The following is a 23554-nucleotide window of genomic DNA, read 5'->3' as shown; positions in this document are numbered from 1 at the left end:
GCACTGGGGTGCGGTATGGTTCGTTTGGGTTCATTTTGACCCGTTCGGATCTGCCTGGACCCACAACGGAGAGGAGTGCGCTGGAGTAGTGACAGCCATCAAACGTTACGAAAAAATCATGGAGCTGCTCATGGCGCACGGCGAAGTGTCCGTGGCCGATCTGGCGGCGCGGCTGGAGGTCACCGGCAAGACGATCCGGCAGGATCTCGAGAAGCTGGAGGAGAAAGGCCTCCTGCACCGCACCCACGGAGGAGCCGTGCTTGCCAACGAGAGCTATTCCGGCCTGCTCGGCAGCCAGCCCCTGACCGGCCGGCATCCGGACGAGAAGCATGGGGCGGCCTTGGCGGCGCTGCGTTTCGTCGAGCGTCATGATATTATTGCCCTCGACAGCGGGAGCACAACCCTCGAGATGGCCCGGCTGCTCGAGAACGCGCCGCTGACGGTCATCACAAACGATCTCTACATTATTGCGGAGCTGATCAAAAAGGACCAGATCCGCCTGGTCGTCCCCGGCGGCTTCCGCAGCCGGAACATGCTCGTCAGCGAGGAGGCGGGATCGTTCCTGCGCCGGCTCAACGTGCAAAAGGCGTTCCTGTCGGCGACCGGAATCCATACGGAGTACGGCTTCACGGTATTTACCCATTCTCATGTGGAACAGAAGCGGGCGATGATCGAGTCGGCGAAGGAAGCGTTCTGCGTCGCCGACCACAGCAAGTTCGACAAGACGGCGCTGATGACGTTCGCGAAGCTCGGCGAGATCGGCACGATCATCACCGATGCGGGGCTGCCGGAAGAAACGGCGGCGAAATATGAGGCCGCCGGCGTGAGAATTCAGCGGGGGTAGTGGGCGTGTACGGTGTGGGAGCCCCTTCGGTTTGCCAGAAGCTTGGGAAGAACGGCCCCGGGCGGGGAGAGGATTTCTACAGCGGCGTCTGCGCGCAAGTAATGAGGATTCAGATGGGGAGAAGGAGGCGATACCTGCCGTCTTGCCGGCAGGGGACGCTGTCCGCCGCTTCGTCCTGTTTTCAATAGTTCAAATGGGTTCACATATATTTTAATTGAACTTAAATGAACATTCGTATTATAATAAGTCCGTGAAGCATTACATATCCGGGAGGAATCATTCATGTCTATGGAAATCCGTTATGCGACGAACCCGACAGAAGCCAAAACATACGATACCGCACGCCTGCGCAGTGAATATGTCATCGAGAACCTGTTCGTGGAAGGCCAGCTGAACCTGGTGTACAGCCACGTGGACCGTTTCATCACGGGCGGCGTTATTCCGACTAGAGAGCCGATCAAGCTCGAAGCCGACAAGCACGACATGGGCGCTGAATTCTTCCTCGAGCGCCGCGAGATCGGGATCATCAACATCGGCGCGCCGGGTAAGGTTACGGTTGACGGCACCGAGTACGTGCTCGAGAGCAAAGACTGCCTGTATGTCGGCCTCGGCAACAAGGAAGTGCTCTTCGAGAGCGCGGATGCGGCGAACCCTGCCCGCTTCTACCTGAGCTCCACGCCGGCTCACAAGAACTATCCGACCCAGAAGGTCGCCATCTCCGAAGCGGAGCCTGCGCACCTCGGTTCGATCACGAACTCCAACGAGCGCACGATCTACAAATACATCCACCTGAACGGCGTACAAAGCTGTCAGCTCGTGATGGGCATGACGCTGCTCAAGCCGGGCAACATGTGGAACACGATGCCCTGCCACACGCACAACCGCCGCTCCGAAGTATACCTGTACTTCGATATGCCGGAAGACGGCGTAGTCTTCCACCTGATGGGCGAGCCTTCCGAAACCCGTCACGTGGTTCTGCGCAACGAGCAGGCCGTCATCTCCCCAAGCTGGTCGATCCACAGCGGCGTGGGCACGAGCAACTACACGTTCATCTGGGCTATGGCCGGCGAGAACCAAGAGTTCTCCGACATGGACCACGTGGCTATGCAGGACCTGAAGTAATATAGTGTTTGATCCGAGAACCGTCGGCCTTTTGGGGCCGGCGGTTTTTTTTGGCGTTGTCGTTGGCGTTGGGAGAAGGTGGACGTCAGGTGTGCGAGGGCGAGGGAGCGGGGGCGAGGACTGGGGGAGTAGGGGCGAGGGCGAAAAACTTTGGGGGAAGGAGAAGGCGGCGGCAGGAATGGCACCCGGGGGAAGTAGGAGGACGTTGGGGCAAGGGGGACTTGTAGGACGGAAAGGTGTAGGGAGGAAAGGATCTTGTCGGAAGGAACGTAAGGGAGTCGAGGTGAAGGGAGCTCAGGGAGGGTGAGGCGGCGGGAGAAAAGGTACTCGTGGAGGAGAAGTGCAGCTGGGGGAGGGAAGGGCATTGGGGCACATGGGAGCGAAGTGGAGCTGGGGAGGGAGGGGCGTCGAGGCACGTGGGAGTGAGGTGGAGCTGGGGAGAAGCAGGCCGGCGGGGTACATGGGAGTTGGGTAGAGAACAGCGTTAGGGCACATGGGAGCGAAGTGGAGCTGGGGAGGGAGGGAGCGGCGGGTTGATAGGAAAATGAGGCAGGGAGGAAATGGCCCGTCAAAAATAAAGGTACTGAGATACCTTATTGGCCCCATTTAGAGGCTCTTATACGAAATAGAGGAACTGAGGTTCGCTATTTGGCCGGAAAACAGGGGGTGGGCGGGTAAAAGGGCCGCATAGCGTATCTGAGTTCCGCTATTTTTGAAAATGGCGTAGGAAAAGGGGGAATAGCGCATCGTAGTTCCTCTATTTGGAAGAGGGGGGCTTCTTGGTTACGGAAATGCCGAAAAGGAACGGGGATAGGGGACACCGCAGCGCGACGCCGTACCAATGTTTGTCGCTGGACCCTGAATTGCCAACAGGGTGCGACGTGCGTGGCACCGCCTCGCCTCGGGGAACTCTAGCGCTTCGCTCGCGCTGCTCTGCCCACAGCGCATTAGGATTCACAGCGCTCCGGTGGTCGCTAGCCTCCGGCCGTCGCAGCGCTCGGCACTCGCTGAGCTCCAGCGGTTATTGAGTGTCCAGCGCCCCAATGTGCTGTTCCCACCGGTCTCGGACTTGCGATCCGTCTCCGCTTTCCACAGGTTCCTCATTGCCCCGCAGCGCGGAAGGCGCTACAATGAGGGCCAGCACTTGTGTCGCTGGGCAAATTCGTCCGCACTACTATGAAAGGGGTTACAATCAATCCTATGAAAAAGCTGCTGTGGATCTACGCTATCCTGATCGGCACCTTCATTCTGTATGTCGTTCAGTACCATACGCGGGAGGTATCGTCCCGGGCGGGGGGCGCGCATGACGGGCTGCGCGGGGAGATTGGCGAAAAGTACGTGATGGTCACGTTCCAGTCCGGCATGGAGTACTGGAAGTCCTCGCTGAAGGGCTTCGAGGACGCAGCGCAGGCGCTGAACGTGTCCGTTGAATACCGCGGGGCGACGCAGTACGACGTGCATGAGCAGATCACCGTGCTAGAGCAGGTGATTGCGAAGAAGCCGGAGGGCATCGCGCTGTCGGCGATCGACCCGGTGAGGCTGACGGCCGCCATCAACAAGGCGGTGGACGCGGGCATCCCCGTCGTCCTCTTTGACTCCGGCGCGCCGGAGAGCCGGGCGCTGTCGTTCCTGTCGACGGACAATTACAATGCCGGCGTCACGGCGGCCCGCAAGATGGCGGAGTTGCTTGGCGGCCAAGGAGAGACAGCGGTAGTGACGCTGCCGGGACAGCTCAATCACGAGGAACGCAAACAGGGGTTCATCGACACCCTACACAAGGAGTACCCGCAGATCCGGCTGCAGTCCGTGAAGGACGGGCGGGGGGACCGGATCTATTCGAAGCTGGCGGCGGCCGACATCCTGAAGGAGTTTCCGGAGGTGGACGGCATTTTTGCTACGGAAGCGAACGGGGGCGTGGGCGTCGGCGAAGCGGTGCAGGAGGCGGAGGCGGCCGGGAAGGTGAAGATCATCGGCTTCGACACGGACAAGGATACACTGGATATGGTGAAAAAAGGCGCCATCTCCGCCACCCTCGCGCAGGGGACGTGGAACATGGGATACTGGTCGCTCCAGTTCCTCTTCCACCAGCATCACGGCTTGGCCGGGCCGGGCGGAGGGACGAAAGCCGCCGCCTCCTCGCTGCCGAGGAACGTGGATACGGGCATCACGGTGGTGACGGGCGACAATGTGGAGCAGTTCTATGCGAAATAACCGACTCCAGAGGATACTGGCGGCCGTGCGGCCCCAAACCAAGACGGGAAGATACCGGATGAACGACCTGCCGATCCGGGACAAGCTTATCATTCATTTTCTGCTCATCATCATTCTGCCGTCGGTGCTGCTTGGGGGAAGCATCCTGTGGACGGTGGACCGGATCATCGAAAAGCAGGTCAGCGAGAACACGCTGCAGCTCATCGGCAAGGTGAACAAGACGCTGGAGTCGTACGCGGGGAACATGCAGAATATCACGTACTTCCTGTCATTCCAGCCGGAGGTGAAACGGTTCCTGGAGCGGGGGCCGGGAACGGCCCAGCGCGGTGCGGCAGCGGAGGAGTATGAGATCCGGCAGTTCATGCAGGGCTTCACGACGCTGTATCCCGAGGTGGCCGGCGTGCTGGTGGTGAATGCGCAGGGGGACTATATTTCGAACGAAATGTACGCCCGCTCTTCCCGCAGTCTGACGGAGGAGGAGTGGTACAAGCAGGCGGTGGCGAGCAAGGGGATTTTTACAATGGTGGGGCATCCCCAGGGGCGGAACGTGACGACCCACGTCAGCTACAAGGACAGCGAGGTGGTGTCGGCCGTCCGGGCCATTCTCGATCCGCAGACCCAGGCGGTGAAGGGCGTCGTGCTCATCGACCTGAAGCTGAGGGTGATCGCAGAGACGGCCAAGGATGTGCGGCTCGGCAAGTCCGGCTACCTTACGATTATCGACGGCCAGGGGGACGTCATCTATGCGCCGCCGCGTCCGCTGGTGAGCCGGATTCCCGCAGAGTGGCTCGGGGATCACGGCTCGGGCACCTTCGCGCAGGAGGTCGGCGGGGAGAAGCTGCAGTTCATCTACCGGGCGTCCCCGTTCACGAACTGGACGACCGTCGGCGTGTTCTCCATGGAGGAGTCGGCGCTCGAGGCGCAGGAGATCGGTTTTTATGTGGTGTGCTTTGTGTTCATCGTCTGCCTGTTCGGCATTGCGGCGTCCTACTATCTCTCCCACTCGATCTCCCGCCCGATCGTGCAGCTGATGTCGTTCATGCGCATCGCGGAGTCGGGGGATCTCACGGTCCGCTATTGGGGGGACCGCAGGGACGAGGTCGGCAACCTCGGGCGGAGCTTCAACACGATGATCGCCCAGATCGACAAGCTCCTGACGCTGACCGAGCGGCAGGAGAGGCAGAAGCGGGAGGCGGAGCTGCGGAGCCTGCAGGCGCATATCAAGCCGCATTTTTTGTACAATACGCTCGATACCATCCACTGGATGGCCCGCAAAAAAGGGGCCGAGGACGTCGCCGAGGTCGTGCAGTCCCTGTCCCGGCTGTTCCGCATCGGCCTCAGCAAGGGCAGCGACCGCATTATGCTCGCTCACGAGATCGAGCATATCTGCTCCTATCTTACGATCCAGAAGTCGCGCTATAAGGACAAGCTGAACTATACGATCGACGTGCCGGAGCACCTGATGAACGTGTCCGTGCTGAAGATCGTGCTGCAGCCGATCGTCGAGAATGCGATCTATCACGGGATCAAGGAGCGCCGCGGCCCCGGTCATATCTCCGTGGAGGCGGAGGAGCGCTGGGGAATGCTGCTTCTGCGGGTCCGCGACGACGGCGCAGGGATGGATGCGGAGAAGCTGCGGGAACTGCAGGAGCGTCTGGCGGCAGCGGCCGCTTCGGAGGACGAGCAGGGAGAACCGAGGGAGCCGGCCAGCTACGGCATGATGAACGTGCAGGCGCGGATCCAGCTGGCGTTCGGCACTTCATACGGGCTGACGATTGAGAGCGAGGCCGGACAGGGCACCACGGTGACAATCATTCACCCGCTGCTGCGGGATGGGCTGCCGCCGGTTAAGCGTACAAGCGAAGGAGGGACATGATCAGCTATGGAAAAAAGATGGAAAGTGCTCATCGCCGACGACGAGCCTTGGATCCGGGAAGGCATCCGGGATGCGGTCGATTGGACGTCGCTAGGCATGGAGGTCGTGGCGGAAGCCGAAGACGGGGAGGAAGCGCTGGAGCTGGCGCTGGAGCACAGCGCCGAGGTGCTGCTTGTGGATCTCAACATGCCGATCATGAACGGCATCGAGCTCATGAAGCGGGTACGCGAGGAGCTGCCGGGCAGCCGTATCGTCGTCATTACCGGGCATGACGAATTTGTATTTGCCCAGGAGGCCATCCGTCTGGAGGTGGATGATTACATTCTGAAGCCGGCCGACCCGAAGCAGCTGCACACGGTGCTGGGGAACGTACGGCGGAAGCTGGAGCTGGCCGAGAAGCAGAACGGCTATCTCGCCATGGCTTCGAAGCAGATCTCGAAGAATTTTCCACTGCTGCGCGAGCGCTTCTGCCTGGAGTGGGTGGAGGGCACGATGACTGAGGGGGAGATCCTGGAGCAGCTGCAGTTCCTCGAGCTGCCGGCCTCGGCGCCGCAGCGCCTGGGCATCATCCGCTGGCCGGAGTCGTCCGCCCCCCAGCGGCTCATGAAGGAGAGCGACCGGCAGCTGCTGCTGTTTGCCATCGAGAACATCGCCGCGGAGCTGCTTGAGCCTTACCGGCATGCGATGTTCCGCGATACCATGGGGCTTCTGGTCGTGTGTCTGTGGGAGGCGGTGCCGGAGAGCGTCTACGCGGAGATCGAGCGGGCGGTGCAGACGTACCTCAAGCTGACCGTGCATCTCTGCTTCGAGCACGTGGAAGGCTCCGTGACCGGGATCGCGTCCGTGTACCGCCACTGCCGGACGAAGGTGTATGAGGAGCAGCAGATCTCTCCGATCGTGCGGCGGGCGAGGCAGTACATCCGCGACCGCTTCACGGACAGCGGCCTCACGCTGGAGTCGGCGGCGGCGGAGCTGCAGATGTCGCCGGTGTATCTGAGCCGGGTGCTGAAGCAGGAGCTAGGCATGCCGTTCGTCTCGCTGGTGACGCAGATGCGCATCCAGCTGGCGGTTCAGCTGCTCGGGGGGACGGACCTGCCGGTCGGCGAGATCGCGGAGCGGGCGGGCTACGAGTCGCAGCACTATTTCAGCACCGCGTTCAAGAAGGTGATGGGAGTCTCGCCCAATCAGTACCGGCGGGGCGTGGTCAGTGCGGGAGAGCAGATGGAATGAACAGGATAGGCGCTTGACCTATCCTGGCAGGAACACTGGACAACAGAGTTGTAACGATCAAGAAGCAATCTCAAAAGAAAAGGGCGGCCGTTTGAGGCTGCCCTTTTTGGTCTGCAGGTTCAGGTGCACTGCATGATGCATGTAACTCCATCGAAATGCAAGGAGGCGAGGTCCTCTTCCCTGATCCAGAAATAAATTTTTCCGGCATCGCCCCAGGTCATGCCCGTCATGCGCTCATCGGAATCGATCTGGAGCAGCAGCCGCCAGTCTGCAGCGGAGGGGAGAAGGTTCTGCCGCTGGTCCGGACGGCCAATGTCCTCCCAGGTCCAGCCCCGCCGCAGCATTTCACATTCCATCTGCATGTCTGCCTGTATCTGATCCGGGTGGCCGAGCAGCCGGTGAATGATCCCGGAGGGCCGGTCCTCAAGCTGAGGAAGGAATATCTCCCAGTAGGTGTCGTAATCTTCCGAATTGCTGTCCCAGCCCAGCCCAAGGCTCTCCAGGTATGCCGAGTCAGCGGAAGGGACGCACAGCGTGGGGCGGGCTTCGATACGTGAAGCGTACAACGTGCTGCCGGCATCCAGTGTCTCCGGATGCGGCCGGCGCTGCAGGCTGGGAATCCGGTCGGCACCCAGGTAGAACACGCTGCAGGTCCGGGGATCCTCGTAGAAGCCGCGTACTCCATACATGGCCTGAGCCGCATAAAAGAAGTACAGGACTCCGGCAGCGGGCAGAGGGGAGATCGGCGGGAGATCAGCCAAATTGAGCTGGGCAATGAAGGATTGCGGATATCCCCTCCACGTTGGCCATTCCAAGTCTGGGGGCAGGTCGGGACATCCGCCGATTTTGCTTGCCCCCGGGGGCATGCTGTTTTCCACAGTACCGTGCAGCAGCAGCCGGTGGGACGGATAGATGAGCCGGGAGATGGCGTCCCGGTAAGGGCCAAGGCCTGCCGCATCAAGAGCTTGCAGGATGGTTTCTTTGTTCATGTCCGGCTCCTCCTTCAGGGATCGTTTCGGGCTCTGTCGCAGTCCCATAAGGTTAAACGGCCTTCCTTAGCAGAAGGTTGCGGACAGGTCGTGCCGCATCAGGAGACTGATGCTTTGAGATTACCGGACTTGGATGGAAGGGCTGCGGCTTCCGCTGCATTTTCATAATCCACTTTGCAAAACCAAACTGGATCATGAACGGTCAGCCCGCCTGCCCAAAAGTATGATTTGTGTAAAAAGTGTGCGGTTCTGTAAAAAGACCGCCGGCGGGGTAGGGTGGTAGAGTGAAGACATAGCAAATCAACCACACAATGTACCGGTAGAGAGGGGATTCGAAACGATGAAGAAAGCGGTCTCAATGATGATGCTTCTCGTGCTGCTGTTCAGCTTGGCGGCGTGCGGAGGCGGGGGTGGCGCAGCGGAAACGACGGGCGGCGCAGCCCAGACGGAGGGCGGAAGCGGCGGCGACGGCAAGGCAGGCAAGGTGGGCATCTCGATGCCGACGAAGTCGTCCGAGCGCTGGGTGAGCGACGGTGCGAACATGGTGAAGGAGTTCGAGAAGCTGGGCTACCAGACGGACCTGCAGTATGCGGAGGACGTGGTCGAGAACCAGGTATCCCAGATCGAGAACATGATCACCAAGGGCGTGAAGGTGCTCGTGGTCGCCGCCGTGGACGGCGAATCGCTGACGGACGCGCTCGACAAGGCCAACGCGGCCGGCATCAAGGTCATCGCGTATGACCGCCTGATCAAGAAGAGCGAGCATGTCGCTTACTATGCGACCTTCGATAACTTCAAGGTCGGCGTACAGCAGGCGTCCTACATCGAGAAGAAGCTGGGCCTGAAGGAAGGCAAAGGGCCGTTCAACATCGAGCTGTTCGCGGGCTCCCCGGATGACAACAACGCGTACTTCTTCTTCGACGGCGCGATGTCGATCCTGAAGCCTTACATCGACTCCGGCAAGCTCGTGGTGCGCAGCAAGCAGACGGAGATGAAGCAGGTGGCGACCCTCCGCTGGGACGGCGCAGCCGCACAAGCCCGGATGGATAACCTGCTGAGCGCGAACTATGCGACGGAGAAAGTGGACGCGGTCCTCTCCCCGTATGACGGCATCTCCATCGGCATCCTGTCCTCGCTGAAGGGCGTGGGCTACGGCTCCGGCAGCAAGCCGCTTCCGGTCATCACCGGCCAGGACGCGGAGCTCGCTTCCGTGAAGTCGATCATTGCCGGCGAGCAGACGCAGACGGTCTTCAAGGACACGAGAGAGCTGGCGAAGAAAGCCGTGGCCATGGCGGACGCGGTGCTGAAGGGCAAGGAAGCGGAAGTCAACGATACGAAAACGTACAACAACGGAGTGAAGGTGGTGCCTTCCTTCCTGCTCGAGCCGGTATCCGTAGACGTGACGAACTACGAGCAGGTGCTCGTCGGCAGCGGCTATTACACGAAGGACCAGCTGGCGAAGTAAGGCAGCGAAGAGGAAGGGATGGAGTGACGGCGGCCTGTCCCTGTCGCCCATCCCTTTTTGCGATAACGAAGAGAACTGACAAGAAGGCGTGGTGAGACGATTGACGGACATCATCCTGGAGATGAAGAACATAACGAAGGAGTTCCCCGGCGTGAAGGCGCTCGAGCGGGTGAACCTGCAGGTGAAGGAAGGCGAGATCCACGCCCTGATGGGCGAGAACGGGGCCGGCAAGTCCACCCTGATGAAGGTGCTGAGCGGTGTCTATCCGCACGGCACGTATACGGGCGATATCCTGTTCAAGGGCCAGGTATGCGAGTTCAAGGATATCAAGATGAGCGAGAATCTGGGCATCGTCATCATTCACCAGGAGCTGGCGCTGATCCCGTATCTGTCGATTGCGGAGAATATTTTCCTCGGTAATGAGCGGGCCAAAGGGGGCATCGTCGACTGGAACGAGACGTTCGTACGCACGAAGGAGCTGCTGGACAAGGTGGGGCTTCACGAGTCCCCGAACACGCAGATCGCCCAGCTCGGCGTCGGCAAGCAGCAGCTCGTGGAGATCGCCAAGGCGCTGGCCAAGCGCGTGCAGCTGCTCATTCTTGACGAGCCGACGGCCGCACTCAACGAGGACGACAGCGAGAATCTGCTGCAGCTGCTCCTCGAGCTGAAGCGGCAGGGCATCTCGTCGATTCTCATCTCCCACAAGCTGAACGAAATCTCGAAGGTGGCCGATTCCATCACGATCCTGCGGGACGGCCGGACGATCGAGACGCTCGATATGCGCCGGGACAACATTACCGAGGACCGGATTATCAAAGGCATGGTCGGCCGCGACCTGACCCAGCGGTATCCGGAGCGTGAGCCGAAGATCGGGGAGACGATCTTTGAGATCAAGAACTGGAACGTGTTCCATCCGCAGCAGGCGGACCGGCAGGTGCTCCATAACATCAACCTGGGGATCCGCCGGGGCGAGATCGTCGGCATTGCCGGGCTGATGGGCGCAGGACGCACGGAGCTGGCGATGAGCATCTTCGGCCGGTCGTACGGGCAGAAGATCAGCGGCACGATGATCAAGGACGGCAGGCCGCTCGAGCTGCGCAGCATTCCCGAGGCGATCGACAGCGGCATCGCTTACGTGACGGAGGACCGCAAGCACTACGGACTCGTGCTCATGGACAATATCAAGCAGAACATCACGCTGGCCAATCTCGGCAAGATCTCGAAGCGCGGCGTCGTGGACGAGAACCGGGAAGTGGTCGAGGCGGAGAGCTACCGCAAGAAGATGAACATCAAGTCGCCGAGCATTCTGCAAAAGACGGGCAATCTCAGCGGGGGCAACCAGCAGAAGGTGGTGCTCAGCAAGTGGATGTTCGCGGAGCCGGATCTGCTGATCCTCGATGAGCCGACCCGCGGCATCGACGTCGGGGCCAAGTACGAGATCTATACGATCATTCACCAGCTGGCCGCCGAGGGGAAAGGCGTGCTCATCATCTCATCGGAGCTGCCGGAGGTGCTCGGCATGTGCGACCGGATCTATGTCATGAGCGAGGGCCGGATCACCGGCGAATTCCCGCGGGCCGAGGCGTCGCAGGAGAAGCTCATGAAATTTATGACGAAGACCAGGGGGTAGGGCATGAATACGGTTAAGGAGCTTTTCCGGGGCAATATCCGGCAGTACGGCATGGTGATCGCGCTGCTGTTCATTATGGTGTTTTTTCAGATTCTAACGGACGGCATTCTGCTCAAGCCGCTTAACATTACGAATCTCATTCTTCAGAACTCGTACATTCTCGTGCTGGCGATCGGTATGCTGCTCGTCATCATCACCGGGCACATCGATCTGTCGGTCGGCTCGGTGGCGGCCTTCGTTGGCGCGATCTCGGCCATTCTCATGGTCGATATGCAGATGCACTTCGTGCCTGCGATGCTAATCTCGCTGCTCATCGGCGCTCTTGTCGGCGCCTGGCAGGGCTTCTGGGTCGCGTATGTGCGGATCCCGTCGTTCATCGTGACGCTGGCCGGCATGCTCTTGTTCCGCGGCCTGACGATGATCGTGCTCGACGGCAAGTCGATCGCGCCGTTCCCGAAGACGTTCCAGAAGATCTCCTCGGGCTTCCTGCCCGATGCGTTCGGCGGCAAAATCCACATGCTGACGATTATCATCGGTATCGTTTTATCGCTGATCCTCGTGTTTTCCGAGTGGAGAAAGCGCAGCACGCAGCAGAAATACGGCTTTGAAGTGGGCTCCGGTGCGCTGTTTGCCTTGAAGCTGGCGGCGATGGTCGCCGTGCTCAATATCTTCACTTATGTGCTTGCGACCTACGAGGGGATTCCGAACATCCTCATTCTGCTGTTCGTGCTCATCGTGATCTACACCTTCGTGATGAACCGTACGATTGTCGGACGCCACATCTATGCGCTCGGCGGCAATGAGAAGGCGGCGAAGCTCTCCGGGGTCAAAACGCAGCGCATCACGTTCTGGGTGTTCGTGAACATGGGCGTGCTCTCCGCCCTGTCGGGCCTGATCTTCGCGGCGCGTCTGAACTCCGCCACGCCGAAGGCCGGCGTGAACTTCGAGCTCGATGCGATCGCAGCGTGCTTTATCGGCGGCGCGTCCGCTTCGGGCGGGATCGGGACGGTTATCGGCGCGATCGTCGGCGGCCTGGTCATGGGCGTCATGAACAACGGGATGTCGCTCGTCGGCCTCGGCATCGACTGGCAGCAGGGCATCAAGGGACTGGTGCTGCTCCTCGCGGTAGGGTTCGACATCTATAATAAGAACAAAGGCGTAAGCTGATTGGGTTTTATCATTTTGTTGGGTTTCGGGGCGAAGGGGCTCCGGAGCCCTTTTAACATATAAGAATTTATATCTCGCCAAGGCTCGATTCGGTCATCTTCTATTTCTTAATATACGCGCACTGTCCTAAAATGAGGGCGATGCCGGTTATCTTGTAGCGGCCTGAAAGTAGACCTCGGGGGAGCAGCCGTACTAGGCGGGCAAGAGGGGGATGAGAGTGGATGAGACTAGATGATACTGGATGTGGGGAGCGGCTGGCGCTCTGACGCTGGAGCAGAACGAATCTGAGACGCTCGAAGCCCATGGATGGGCGGGAGTGAACTAGGGTGAAGGCGCTAAATTGCGAAATAGAGGAACTCTAGTGCGTTATGGTGAGGTCGGATGAGGATATCGGAAAAATAGAGGAACTGAGATGCGCTATCAGGTCAGTGCGGCCGGTTTTCCCCGGCTTCCTGGTTACATAGCGCATCCTGGTTCCTCTATTCCTTGGGAAATGACGGGAAATACCAAGATAAGGAATCCTAGTTCCTTTATTTTTGCAGGCGTCCTATTGGAGGATGTGGGGGGGCGTCTGGGTACCCCGCTGTCATCCCAGGGTGTTGAAATTCGAGTGTATGGGCGAACCCGGGCAGGGGGCTGCCGGACAGTGCCCCTCTGCTCCCTTCGAGTCCGCCGCCTCTGACCTGTTGGAGCAGCCTCATGCCGGCCTAGGGTTGGGCATGCTCCCGGAGGCTGCTTAGAATATACTCCAGTCCATCGCCTCGGACATCGTCTGGAGCAGATGCACGCCTGCGGTGCTGTTGCCTTTATGGTTCAGCGCAGGGCCGATGACGCCGACGCCGAAGCGTCCGGGCACGAGGGCGAGGATGCCTCCGGCCACACCGCTCTTCGCCGGCATGCCGACCTTAATTGCGAACTCGCCCGAAGCGTTATACATGCCGCACGTGATCATGAACGTCTTGGCGATGGCGACATAACGCTTCGGGATCAGCTCGCGGCCGCTCACCGGGTCCTTGCCGTTCAGGGCGAGCACGAGAGCCATGCGGGCCAGGTGACGGCAGGTGACCTCGATGGAGCAGTGCTTGAAGTAGAGGTCGAGCACCTCCTCGACGTCCCCGTCCAGCACGTGATTGTCCTTCAGGAAGTAGGCCAGCGACCGGTTGCGGTGCGCATGGGCCGACTCGGAAGCGTATACCGCTTCATTATAAGTGAGATCGGGATCGCCCGATACCTCGCGGAAGAAGGCCAGAATCCGGCTGAGCTTGTCCGACGGGGAAACCCCGTGAATCAGCGAAGAGATCGCGATGGCCCCCGCATTGATCAGCGGGTTGAACGGGATGCCGGGCGGCACCAGCTCCAGCTTCAGCATCGAGTTGAAATCGTCGCCGGTCGGCTCCATGCCCACCTTCTGGAAGACGCCGTCTTCCCCGTGGTCCATGAGGGCGAGCAGCAGAGTAAACACTTTGGAGATACTCTGCATGGTGAAGGTAAGTCCGCAGTCCCCCGCCGTGATTTCGGTGCCGTCCGCTCCCATCACGGTGACCCCCAGGGCCTCCGCGGGTGCATAAGCCAGCTCGGGAATATAGGAGGCGGGCCGGCCGAGGACGGTATATTTGCGGCTTTCTTCGAGCCACTCCGGCAGTTTGTCGGCAATGAGATTCAGATCGTTCTTCGGGTTCATCGGTCAGCCTCCTCAGCAGGAAAGTTCGTTATCCTTCCTAGCATAGCCTTTTTTGGGGAGGAAGAAAAGGCAAGAAGTCTGGAGGCAAAGAGCAGAAGAGCGGGCGGAAGCGTAATTGGAAGTGTCGCGGAAGACTGGCCGAGGATCCGATATATGGACCATGCAGGAGCGATACGGAGACCGCTGCGGAGGGGCTCCGCTCCAGGCAGCCGGGGAAGGCGGAATCCGCTCGGGATGCGGGCCGCGCTCGAGTTGACAAGCGGCTGCGGCCCGCGCATCATGGAACTATATGCCTGCAAGGACGAATCGGACCATCCGTGGAGGAGCCAATGGACCAAGCCAGTCTGTATCATCCGAGATATCTGGAGGAAGAGTGCCATCTGCGGACGGTGGCGTACTATTCCAAGCAGTGGAACGGGTTTCAGATGCCGTTTCACACCCATCGTGCCGCCGAGATCATGTACGTGATCTCGGGGGAATGTACCGTCGAGTTCGCGGAGGACCGGGTGCATCTGGGAAAAGGGGACTTTATCCTCATCGATGCGCTGGTGGCGCACCGGCTCTTCGTGGAGGAGAGTACCGTGTGCCGGATGCTGAACGTGGAGTTCGTGCTGGGGCCGAGGCAGGGCGCGTTCCCGTCCTTCCGGCAGCTGGCCGAGGAGAACGAGGTGCTGCGGGCGATGCTGGGGCGCGTGCGTCCTTATCTCGTGCTGAGCGACACCACCGACGTTTATCATACACTGAAGAGCCTGGTGCTGGAGCTCAGCGACCGCAGCCGGGGCGGCTTCATGGTCCAGCTGCTGCTGTCCCAGCTGCTGCTGCGCGTGGCCCGGCTGGCGGCGGAGGCGGAGGAGCATCAGGCGAACCCCGGCGATCTGTATGTGAAGAAGGTCATCGCCTACCTGCATCACCACTACGACTGCGATCTCCGGGTGAAGGAGCTGGCGGAGGCCGTAAATCTGCATCCGAGCTACCTGCACCGGATCTTCCGTTTGCATACGGGAAGCTCGATCGTCGAATACCTCACAGCGCTGCGCATTGAGAAGGCCAAGATGCTGCTGGCCCAGACTGATATTCCCGTGATTGAGATTCCGGGTTACATCGGCATGAACTCCAGGCAGTACTTCAGCGCCGTGTTCAAAAAGCAAACCGGTCTCACGCCGCTCCAGTACCGCCTGGGGATCGAAGCCTGGCAGCGGGACGAATAACCGGCGGGTGCGTGGCTGTGTAATCCGGCGCGGGGGCAGTGTCAGGTGGAGGCAGTTGGCAGGACGGGCTGTCAGGACAACCGCCGTGCCCTTGGTATGCATGGCTCTCGCGATCCGCTGCAAGCCATCCTCCAGACCCTAAGAAGGCTGTTCCGGCGCAGAACCTTCTCTGCGCAGGAACAGCCTTCTTCATTACTGGTGATGAGGACAGAACCGGCGCATGAGCTCGGCCGTCTCCGCATCGTCCGGGCGGCCCCGTTCGGCCAGGCTCTCGGCGATATGGGCGCGGCGCTCTTCGCTCATGTTCTGGCCGAACTTGAACTTCGCGGTGAGTTCGCTGACCGTGATCCGCACGACCGAGACGCCGCGGAGCTCGCCGCGGTACTCGGGGTCCTCCGCCGTGATCGGCGCATAGCCGCCTTCCGGCTGCAGCTTCTCCATCATGGAGGACAGGGCGCCGGCTTTCTCGTCGAGATCCTCGACGGGTTCCGCGATCCCGCGGATATGCACGGATTTGAAGAACGCTGTTGCGGGGCAGGCTTGGCGCGGGTCCGAATAGTAAGAAGGGATGATGGCATATTCCTTCGAGACGGCGAAGCTGACCTTGTCCGACTGGGCAATCTCCTTCATTTTGCTGCCGGCGCGGGACCCGTGAAAGTAGATATTCCCGTTCCAGTAGGCGTAGTTCAGCGGCGTGAGATGCGGCCAGCCGTCAGCTCCCTCCGTGGCCAGATAACCGTATGACATCTCGTTCAGAAAGGCATCGATCTCATTTTGTTCCTCTACGGAAAACTCTTTTCTTCTCATGGGCTGCTTCCTCCATCGATGATTTTTTACCATCATACGGGAGGAAGTGGATAACCAAAAGATCCAATTATACGGTTTTCTATTGTACCAATTGGGGGGGGGGAAGAGGTGTGTCACGGAACGGCAGGTTGGAGTGGCGTAGTATGGGAGGACATTAAAGGGGCGGTTGGAAAGGCCGTGCATAGGAAGACGATTGGATCCAATAACTGCCTATCCGGGGACAGGCGCTGCACCGGGAGAAGGAGGTAAACGGAAGGGACGGTTGGAAAGGCCGTGCATGGGAGGACGATAGGATCACCAAGGGTACGGATAGGCAGAGGTCCGGTACAGTGAGGATGCATGTCCAAAAACTTTTTGAAACCAGCATACCAATAACTGCCTATCCGGGGACAGGCGCTGCACCGGGAGAAGGAGGTAAATGGAAGGGGCGGTTGGAAAGGCCGTGCATAGGAGGACGATTGGATCACCAAGGGTACGGATAGGCAGGGGTGGTCCGGTAGAGTGAGGATGCATGGTCAAAAACATTCTTGAAACCAGCATACGAATAACCGCCTATCCGGGGACAGGCGGTCAGATGGTGTAAAGCGCGGTGCGGTGGGTAGTTCTTTGTATAATCAAGCATGAGTCGAGCTGTCATGTTCCTTCGCAGATGAAAAATAAAGGAACTAGGATTCCTTATTTGAATATTTCCCGTCATTTCCCGGCGAATAACGGAACTCAGGTATCCTATATCTCAACCGATGCGTCCCAATAGAGCATTTTTTCGAAATAGCGCACCTGAGTTCCGCTATCTCGGAAGCGTACCTCTCCACGAACAAAATAGCGCACCTGAGTTCCTCTAATCGGGCAGCCTCCTCCACAAGAGACCGCAGCTCATCAGGGGTCCGCCATTGTCGTACCGCAGCAGTACGCCGGCATCGCAGCCGCGCTCCCAAGCGGCCTGCTGCTCAGGCTCAACGGCCGTCCGACGCTAGGCGGCTGCCTGTGCACGATGCTCTTTCCCGCATCATGCGCCTTCCAGGCCTCAGTTCTCCATCGTGCTCCGGAAGTAATGGAGGTATTCTTCGTCTCTCACATACCCCATCCGTTCGTACAGGCGCTGGGCCGTCCGGTTGTCCGGAGCCGTCTCCAGCTGAAGGCCCTTGGCTCCGCTCTCTCGGGCCAGTCCTTCGGCGGCCTCCAGGAGCAGGGCCGCGACCCCTCGTCCGCGGGCTTCGGGCCGGACATACAGGTCGTTGAGTGTCCACAGCCGCTTCATGGAGACGGAAGAGTAGCCGGGATACAGCTGGGTGAAGCCCAGTGCTTCGGCCGATCCCTCCTGGCGGGCCAGGAGAATGACGGAATCGCCGTGGGCCATGAGGCCTTCGAGGAAGCGTTCGGCCCCTTCCGGATCCGAGGGCTGGCCGTAGAACCGGCGGTAGGCGTCGAAGAGCGGGACGACGGCGGACAGCTCGGCACGTCCGGCCGTGATGATGCGGATAGAGGAGGATGGTAGGGTCATGGGCTGGGCTCCTTTGCATGGTTCCGAATCGCGTGTAAGTGCTAGAGGGTATCATACCTTCTTCATTGACAAGCGGAAAGATCCAATTATCATTAAAAAGATTAGTCCATTCCGAGCGCCCCGATTCTGCACGGCAGCTTCACCCCCGGTAGGCGGGGCCCCGGACCATCATCGTCTGCAGGATGAAGGAGACCCTGAGCCTATGCATTTTCATATACCGTATCACTCCAATCTTGAACGCTACCCGACGAAGCTCCTGGCGCTGTACCATGCGCTCAGGGACAGCATCGTGGAAGGCGTGCTGGAGCGCGGGACGCGGCTGCCCTCCACCAGGGAGCTTGCCTCCGCCTACGGGCTCTCCCGAGGGACCGTGAACCAGGTCTACGAGATGCTGGCGGCCGAAGGCTACGTCGACTGCCGCACCGGCAGCGGCACGTATGTCGCGTTCCGCCGCAGCACGCGCACCTCGGGGGCTGGCGCAGCCGCCGCCCGGCCGGAGGAGGCGCCCGCCTACCCGCTCTCCCCGTGGAGCCGGCGGCTCGGTCCGCCTCCGGGAGAGCCGGTGCACGGCGGCGGGGAAGCCCCCTCGAGCCGGCCCGGCTCCGGCGCGTTCATCGACTTCCACTACTTCGCGCCGGACCTCAGCGGCTTCCCGCGCGAAGAGTGGAACCGCTGCCTGCACGCGGCGGTGCGGGGAGAGCCGGCGGCCCGGCTGATGGACGAGCCGGCCCAGGGCTGGGAGCCGCTGCGCGAGGCGATCGCGCAGTACCTGCGCCGGGCCCGCGGCCTGGCGGCCGAGCCCGGCCAGATCGCCATCACCGGCGGCTCCGTCCAAGCGATCGCGCTGCTCGCGCAGCTGCTGATCGGCCCGGGGGAGGCTGCGGTGGTGGAGACGCCGTCGTACGGCGGCTTCCGCCGCGCGGTCCGTGCCGCCGGCGGCCGCTGTATCGACGCCCCGATCGACGGCGAAGGCATCATCCCCGCCGCCTGGGACTGCGCGGGTGCTGTTCGTGACGCCGACACGGCAGTTCCCGACCGGAGCGGTGCTCTCGCTTGGAGCGGCGGCAGCGGCTGCTCGAGTGGGCCGACGCGAAGGGCGCTGTCATCATCGAGGACGATTATGACAGCGAGTTCCGCCACCGTCGGCAAGGAGCCGTCGAACCGCTGCGCGTGCTCGGCGGCGAGGAGCGGGTCGTCTACGTCGGATCGTTCACGAAGTCGCTGCTCCCGCCCACGCGGCTCGGGTACGCGGTGCTGCCTCCGCCCCTGGTCGAGCCGTTCACCCGCGCGCAGGCGCTCTTCGAGCCGTTCCCGGTCAATCTACTCGAGCAGAAGGCGCTGGCCGCCTTCATGGCCGGCGGCGCGTACGAGCGGCACCTGCGCCGGATGAAGAGGAGCTACGGGCGCAAGTTCCACTTGCTCTCCGAATTGGTTAAGCGGGAGCTCGGCTCCCTTGTCGACTGGACCGAGAGCGATGCGGGGCTGCACCTGTTCGGATGGTGGCGGGGCGGCGAGGCGGAGTACCGGGCGTTCCGGAGCGCGGGAGAGGCCGAGGGCGTCCGGTGGTCGGAGACGGAAGCGGAGCTCGGAGGACAGCGCCGCTTCGGGCTGTACCTGAATTTCCCGCACCTGACGGAGGAGCAGATCCGGGAAGGGGTCCGGCGGATGGTCCGGGGCGGGGAGCGGAGCGGCCAAAGAAGTTAGGCTTCCGGCAGGAAATTCCACCTGCAGGTCGAATATTTCTGAGGTTGGACCCTGATTTCTATTAGCCCTGTTGTCTATTGAAATTCAGCGTCAGGAAGATACATATACGGCCGGCAGGACCGGCTTCAGATGATGAAACGGAGGAAAGGAAATGGGCAACATTGCCTCCATTGCGCTCTCGCCCTACCGGAGGTTTACGTGGACGCTGGGCTTATCCGTCGGCTTCATCGGTGTTCTCCTCTCGGCCGTTACCCTGTGGGCCTGCAGCACGTTTGTCACCCGCGATACCGTGGAGCTGACGACAGCAGCCGTAGTGAAGCATTTTGCCAAAGTACCTCAGCTGGCCGCGATCTTCCCGGAATCCTCCGGAGAGGAAGGCTCCACCAGTCCCGTGGGGGAGCCCCATACGCCCCATTCCCAGACTCCGGCAGACCTTCTTCAAAGCTACGACAGGGTGCTGCCTTTGGTGCGGATGCATTTTGACTTATACTCCATTCTGGACGCCAATTTCTATGATACGGAAGGCCGGATCGTATTCTCCTATGACAAGGAGGCGATCGGGCAGGAGGTGGATGCCTCCCTGGCCGGTTCCCTGGAGAGGGCGGCAACGAACGCCCAGGTGGTGCACCAGCGTCTCAGCGGCCATATTCTGCATCTGTGGATGCCGGTGCAGCGGGAGGACGGACAGGTGGCCGGCGTGGTCGAGGTCAAGCGGGATATCAGCGAACAGGACCGCCAGATCGGCTGGCTGGAAGGCATCCTGATGACGATCATCGTGCTCGGGATGCTGGGCCTGTTCCTCACGCTGCACCATGTGTTCCGCAATTCGGCGGGCACGATCGACCGGCAGAACCGGGAGCTGGAGGCCATGGTCTTCCGGATCGAGCGGACCTATGACGAGTCGCTTCAGGCGCTCTCCTCCGCACTCGATTCCCGGGACAACGAGACCCACGGTCATTCCTTCCGCGTCACGTCCTATGCGCTGCGCCTCGGGATGGAGATGAATCTGACCGACAGGGAGCTCGGGGATCTGGCCCGCGGGGCCCTGCTGCATGACGTGGGGAAGATCGGAGTGCCCGATGCGATCCTGCTGAAGCCGGCGGAGCTGACGGAAGAAGAATGGGTCGTGATGAAAAGCCACGTGGAGATCGGCTACCGGATGCTGAAGCACATTGCGTTCCTCAGTCCTTCGCTGGATGTCGTCCGCTACCATCATGAACGCTGGGATGGAGGAGGCTACCCGCATGGGCTGCGGGAAGAGGAGATTCCGCTCTTCGCCCGCATCTTCGCCCTCTGCGACAGCTATGACGCGATGACCTCCGACAGGCCGTACCGCAAGGGCTGGGGCTATAACGAAGCGAGGGCCGAGATTGAGCGCTGTACGGGCACCCAGTTCTGTCCGGAGGTGGTCCGGGCGTTCCTGCGCATTCCGAAGGAGCGCTGGCTGGAGATCGAAGAGGCGAGCCGCGAAGGCGAGCCGCGGGAGCTCCTTGGCCAGATGCTGGAGGAGACGATGAGCATGAAGGCGGCGAGCATGAAGGGCGGCAGGTAGGCTCTGCCGCCGGTCGTTACGTGGTATGCTGCGGAAGACGAGGCAAAAAAGCCGCGAAACGGGAGGCACAGGCCGTGCCCCGGTTTGGCGGCTTTTTGGATATTTCAGGAAGGGTAACCGTCCGGGGCTCCGGACGGTTAGGTTCTCAGGCGGTCACGCGTTTCCGGATTCGGAAGACCATTCCTTCAGCGTACGGTCCCGCGGCAGGAAGAACGTCAGCAGGCCGATCAGCGGCAGATAGCTCACAAGCTCCATCACCGGCCGCAGCTTGATCACGTCGATCAAGCCGCCCAGGGCGACCGCGCCCAAGGCGCCGAGACCGAAGGCCAGGCCGGTGATCAGGCCGGATACCGTACCGACTTTGCCGGGAATAAGCTCCTGGGCATAGACGACGGTTACGGAGAAGCTCGAGAGAATGATGAAGCCGTTGACGAGCAGGATGACATACGTCCAGAACTCATTGGCGTAAGGCAGCACCAGCGCCAGAGGGGCGGAGCCCAGCATCGAGAAGAAGATAACGTTGCGCCGGCCGATCTTGTCTGAGATCGGCCCTCCTAGGAAGGTGCTCAGCACGCCGGCGGCCGTGAACAGGAAGATGAACAGCTGGGCGCGCTCCAGCGTAATGGTGAACTTATCCATAAGATAGAACGGATAATAAATCGTAATCCCCGCATGGTACCAGGATCTCGCGAAGACCAGGAAGATCAGCATACCGACGGCGAACTTGATTAGTCGGCTCCTCAGCGGATCGATCCGGCGGGCGGCGGCCGACTTGGCCGGTCTCGGATGGGCCTTGAGGTATCCGGCATACCACCGGGAGATGTACATCTGGACTACAATGGCCAGACCCGCGACGGCCGTAAACCAGATCGCCCCGAACTGGCCGAGCGGCACGAAGACCAGGGCGGTCATAATGGAAGCGAGCGATTGGCCGGTGTTGCCGCCGACCTGGAAGATCGATTGGGCCAGACCGCGCCTTGAGCCGCCGGCCATATAGGCCACTCGGGAGCCCTCCGGATGGAAGACGGCCGAGCCGAGACCGATGAGCAGGACAGATACGAGCACAAGCGCATAGTTCGGGGCAAGCGCCAGCCCCAGCACGCCGAAGAAGGTGAGGCCCATCCCGAGCGGCAGCATATACGGCATGGGCTTCCGGTCCGAATACAGCCCGACGACAGGCTGCATCACCGAAGCGGTCATGTTGAGCGCGAAGACGATGATCCCCGCCTGCATGTAAGAGAGCTGCATCGAATCCTTGATGATCGGCAGAATCGCGGGAATGACGGACTGGATCGTGTCATTGAACAAATGGACGAGCGAGATCGCGAACAGGATACGGAATAAGGTCGGCCGCACATCCGGCTGCGGTGCCGGTTTCGCGGCAGGTCCCGCGGCGGCCCCGGTTTGAAGCTGCATGGTCAGGGCTCCTCTCGGTCATTTGGGCACTGGCACCTGGCAAGAGGCTCTCGGCTGTTCATGCCAGCGGCGGGCGGACCCGCCTAAAATCACCGCAGGCGCAGCTCCCGAGCATGCGCCTGCGTTTATAAACTACATTTGGATGATCAGCCGCGGCGCTTGAAGGAGCCGAGCTTCTCGCCCATCCGGACCTTGCTGCCCACCTGAAGGTCGCTGCGGCTCTCGAAGGTGCCGGTCTCCGTCAGCAGCACCACGGTGGAGCCGAATTCGAAGTAGGCGAGCTCGCCGCCGCGTTCGAGCAGGTCCGGCAGGGGGGCGACGTATTGGATCGAAGCCACGTTGAGCGCGCCGACCTTGACGACCGCCACTTCTCCGCCTTCATGCTCCACGTAGGTGATCAGCCGCTCGTTGCGGCTCAGCACGCGGCGCATATGCTTCAAACCGAAGTCGTTGACCGGGTACACCTTGCCCGGCACATGCTCCTTCTCGATGATCGTTCCGTCCACGGGCGAATGGATCCGGTGGTAGTCGGTCGGGCTGAGATAGAGCACATAATAGAAGCCGTTCTTATAATTGATCATCCGCGGACTGTGATTGAGCAGTTCCTCGATCGTGTAGTCCTGTCCCTTCACGTTCAGGATCGAGCCTTCCTTGATCGGCCCCATCCCGGTGATCAGCGCGTCCACGGGGGAGACCATCGTCTCCGGCGAAGCGTCGATGGGCCGCAGGCCGCTCTTCAGGCGCCGGGTGAAGAAGTCGTTGAGCGAGACGTATTCATGGACGGCCTTCTCCGCATCCTCCAGCGGAATGCCGTAAGTCTTGGCAAAGCGGGGGATCAGGGAGCGGGAGGCCCTGGACTTGGCAAAAGCGCCGGTGAGCTGCGACACCGATTTGCGGGACGACAGCTCGGTCAGCAGCCGAAAGAACGATATCTTCATGCTTCTGGATTCACCTGTTTCTTTGGATGTAAGTATTCGGTAATCTAACGCTTATCTTGACATAAGAGAGGACACAAATCAACAAAGAAACGCGGCCGGACAGCACGAAAAGCCTCCACCCGGAGGCTGAGGAACGTGCCGAAGCGGCCTATATGCAAGTGTCATGAAGACAAACGTCAATGTCGGTTACGGATTCCATGCTCCGGATCAGGG

18 protein-coding genes are annotated in these 23554 nt (G+C 60.8%); 12 read left to right on the top strand and 6 right to left on the bottom strand.

Annotated features, from left to right (window positions below):
- Positions 1–88: 88 nt before the first annotated feature.
- The 5 genes from PM3016_RS30170 to PM3016_RS30150 all read left to right on the top strand — a co-directional run bounded on the left by PM3016_RS30170 (position 89) and on the right by PM3016_RS30150 (position 7283).
- The gene (locus PM3016_RS30170) at positions 89–844 is read left to right on the top strand and encodes a DeoR/GlpR family DNA-binding transcription regulator (RefSeq protein ID WP_014372030.1); all 756 of its coding nucleotides are present in this window, start codon (positions 89–91) and stop codon (positions 842–844) included.
- A 288-nt stretch (positions 845–1132) separates the two neighbouring features.
- Positions 1133–1966: a 5-dehydro-4-deoxy-D-glucuronate isomerase gene (gene kduI, locus PM3016_RS30165; protein ID WP_202948964.1), complete on the top strand. Its 834-nt coding sequence runs from the start codon at positions 1133–1135 to the stop codon at positions 1964–1966.
- A 1200-nt stretch (positions 1967–3166) separates the two neighbouring features.
- Positions 3167–4177, top strand: coding sequence for a substrate-binding domain-containing protein (locus PM3016_RS30160; protein WP_051045006.1), 1011 nt, complete (start codon positions 3167–3169; stop codon positions 4175–4177).
- Positions 4167–6053, top strand: a complete 1887-nt coding sequence (locus PM3016_RS30155) for a cache domain-containing sensor histidine kinase (protein ID WP_014372027.1) — start codon at positions 4167–4169, stop codon at positions 6051–6053. The genes PM3016_RS30160 and PM3016_RS30155 overlap by 11 nt, the downstream gene beginning before the upstream one ends.
- Before the next feature lie 6 nt (positions 6054–6059).
- Positions 6060–7283, top strand: a complete 1224-nt coding sequence (locus PM3016_RS30150; RefSeq protein WP_013920250.1) for a response regulator transcription factor — start codon at positions 6060–6062, stop codon at positions 7281–7283.
- Positions 7284–7402: 119 nt separating this feature from the next.
- Here the strand turns inward: PM3016_RS30150 and PM3016_RS30145 are convergent, their stop codons facing one another.
- Complete coding sequence (locus PM3016_RS30145; RefSeq protein ID WP_014372026.1) at positions 7403–8272, bottom strand: YwqG family protein; 870 nt, start codon at positions 8270–8272, stop codon at positions 7403–7405.
- A 340-nt stretch (positions 8273–8612) separates the two neighbouring features.
- Between PM3016_RS30145 and chvE the strand changes: the two genes are divergently transcribed.
- The 3 genes from chvE to mmsB all read left to right on the top strand — a co-directional run bounded on the left by chvE (position 8613) and on the right by mmsB (position 12534).
- Positions 8613–9737 carry a multiple monosaccharide ABC transporter substrate-binding protein gene (chvE, locus tag PM3016_RS30140; protein WP_013920247.1) on the top strand — a complete coding sequence of 375 codons (1125 nt, stop codon included), beginning with the start codon at positions 8613–8615 and terminating at the stop codon, positions 9735–9737.
- Between the two features lie 100 nt (positions 9738–9837).
- On the top strand, positions 9838–11367 hold the full coding sequence (mmsA, locus tag PM3016_RS30135; RefSeq protein WP_041619303.1) for a multiple monosaccharide ABC transporter ATP-binding protein: 1530 nt from the start codon (positions 9838–9840) through the stop codon (positions 11365–11367).
- Positions 11368–11370: 3 nt separating this feature from the next.
- Positions 11371–12534, top strand: a complete 1164-nt coding sequence (mmsB, locus tag PM3016_RS30130) for a multiple monosaccharide ABC transporter permease (RefSeq protein WP_013920245.1) — start codon at positions 11371–11373, stop codon at positions 12532–12534.
- A 736-nt stretch (positions 12535–13270) separates the two neighbouring features.
- Here mmsB and glsA read toward each other — a convergent pair.
- Complete coding sequence (glsA, locus tag PM3016_RS30120; protein WP_014372024.1) at positions 13271–14215, bottom strand: glutaminase A; 945 nt, start codon at positions 14213–14215, stop codon at positions 13271–13273.
- 329 nt (positions 14216–14544) lie between these two features.
- Here glsA and PM3016_RS30115 point away from each other — a divergent pair, with 329 nt between their 5' ends.
- Positions 14545–15423 (top strand): helix-turn-helix transcriptional regulator, encoded by an 879-nt coding sequence (locus tag PM3016_RS30115; protein ID WP_013920242.1) that lies wholly within the window; start codon positions 14545–14547, stop codon positions 15421–15423.
- Positions 15424–15615: 192 nt separating this feature from the next.
- On the opposite strand, the gene PM3016_RS30110 is transcribed toward PM3016_RS30115, so the two are convergent.
- Positions 15616–16230, bottom strand: coding sequence for a pyridoxamine 5'-phosphate oxidase family protein (locus PM3016_RS30110; protein WP_013920241.1), 615 nt, complete (start codon positions 16228–16230; stop codon positions 15616–15618).
- Between the two features lie 1024 nt (positions 16231–17254).
- On the bottom strand, positions 17255–17710 hold the full coding sequence (locus tag PM3016_RS30105) for a GNAT family N-acetyltransferase (RefSeq protein ID WP_201768588.1): 456 nt from the start codon (positions 17708–17710) through the stop codon (positions 17255–17257).
- A gap of 19 nt (positions 17711–17729) precedes the next feature.
- Between PM3016_RS30105 and PM3016_RS30100 the strand changes: the two genes are divergently transcribed.
- The 3 genes from PM3016_RS30100 to PM3016_RS30095 all read left to right on the top strand — a co-directional run bounded on the left by PM3016_RS30100 (position 17730) and on the right by PM3016_RS30095 (position 20987).
- Complete coding sequence (locus PM3016_RS30100) at positions 17730–19121, top strand: aminotransferase-like domain-containing protein (RefSeq protein WP_238540359.1); 1392 nt, start codon at positions 17730–17732, stop codon at positions 19119–19121.
- Positions 19082–19435 carry an aminotransferase-like domain-containing protein gene (locus PM3016_RS40450; RefSeq protein WP_238540358.1) on the top strand — a complete coding sequence of 118 codons (354 nt, stop codon included), beginning with the start codon at positions 19082–19084 and terminating at the stop codon, positions 19433–19435. The genes PM3016_RS30100 and PM3016_RS40450 overlap by 40 nt, the downstream gene beginning before the upstream one ends.
- A 151-nt stretch (positions 19436–19586) precedes the next feature.
- On the top strand, positions 19587–20987 hold the full coding sequence (locus PM3016_RS30095; RefSeq protein ID WP_013920237.1) for an HD-GYP domain-containing protein: 1401 nt from the start codon (positions 19587–19589) through the stop codon (positions 20985–20987).
- 153 nt (positions 20988–21140) lie between these two features.
- Here PM3016_RS30095 and PM3016_RS30090 read toward each other — a convergent pair whose 3' ends face one another.
- Together PM3016_RS30090 and asd are read right to left on the bottom strand one after the other, a co-directional pair.
- Positions 21141–22403 carry an MFS transporter gene (locus PM3016_RS30090; RefSeq protein ID WP_014372021.1) on the bottom strand — a complete coding sequence of 421 codons (1263 nt, stop codon included), beginning with the start codon at positions 22401–22403 and terminating at the stop codon, positions 21141–21143.
- Positions 22404–22549: 146 nt separating this feature from the next.
- Complete coding sequence (gene asd / locus PM3016_RS30085; protein WP_013920235.1) at positions 22550–23341, bottom strand: archaetidylserine decarboxylase; 792 nt, start codon at positions 23339–23341, stop codon at positions 22550–22552.
- Between the last annotated feature and the right edge of the window lie 213 nt (positions 23342–23554).

This window comes from Paenibacillus mucilaginosus 3016 (assembly GCF_000250655.1).
Classification (GTDB): domain Bacteria; phylum Bacillota; class Bacilli; order Paenibacillales; family NBRC-103111; genus Paenibacillus_G; species Paenibacillus_G mucilaginosus.
The sequence above is the reverse complement of the archived record's forward strand: the minus strand, read 5'-3'. Positions and strand labels throughout refer to the sequence as shown.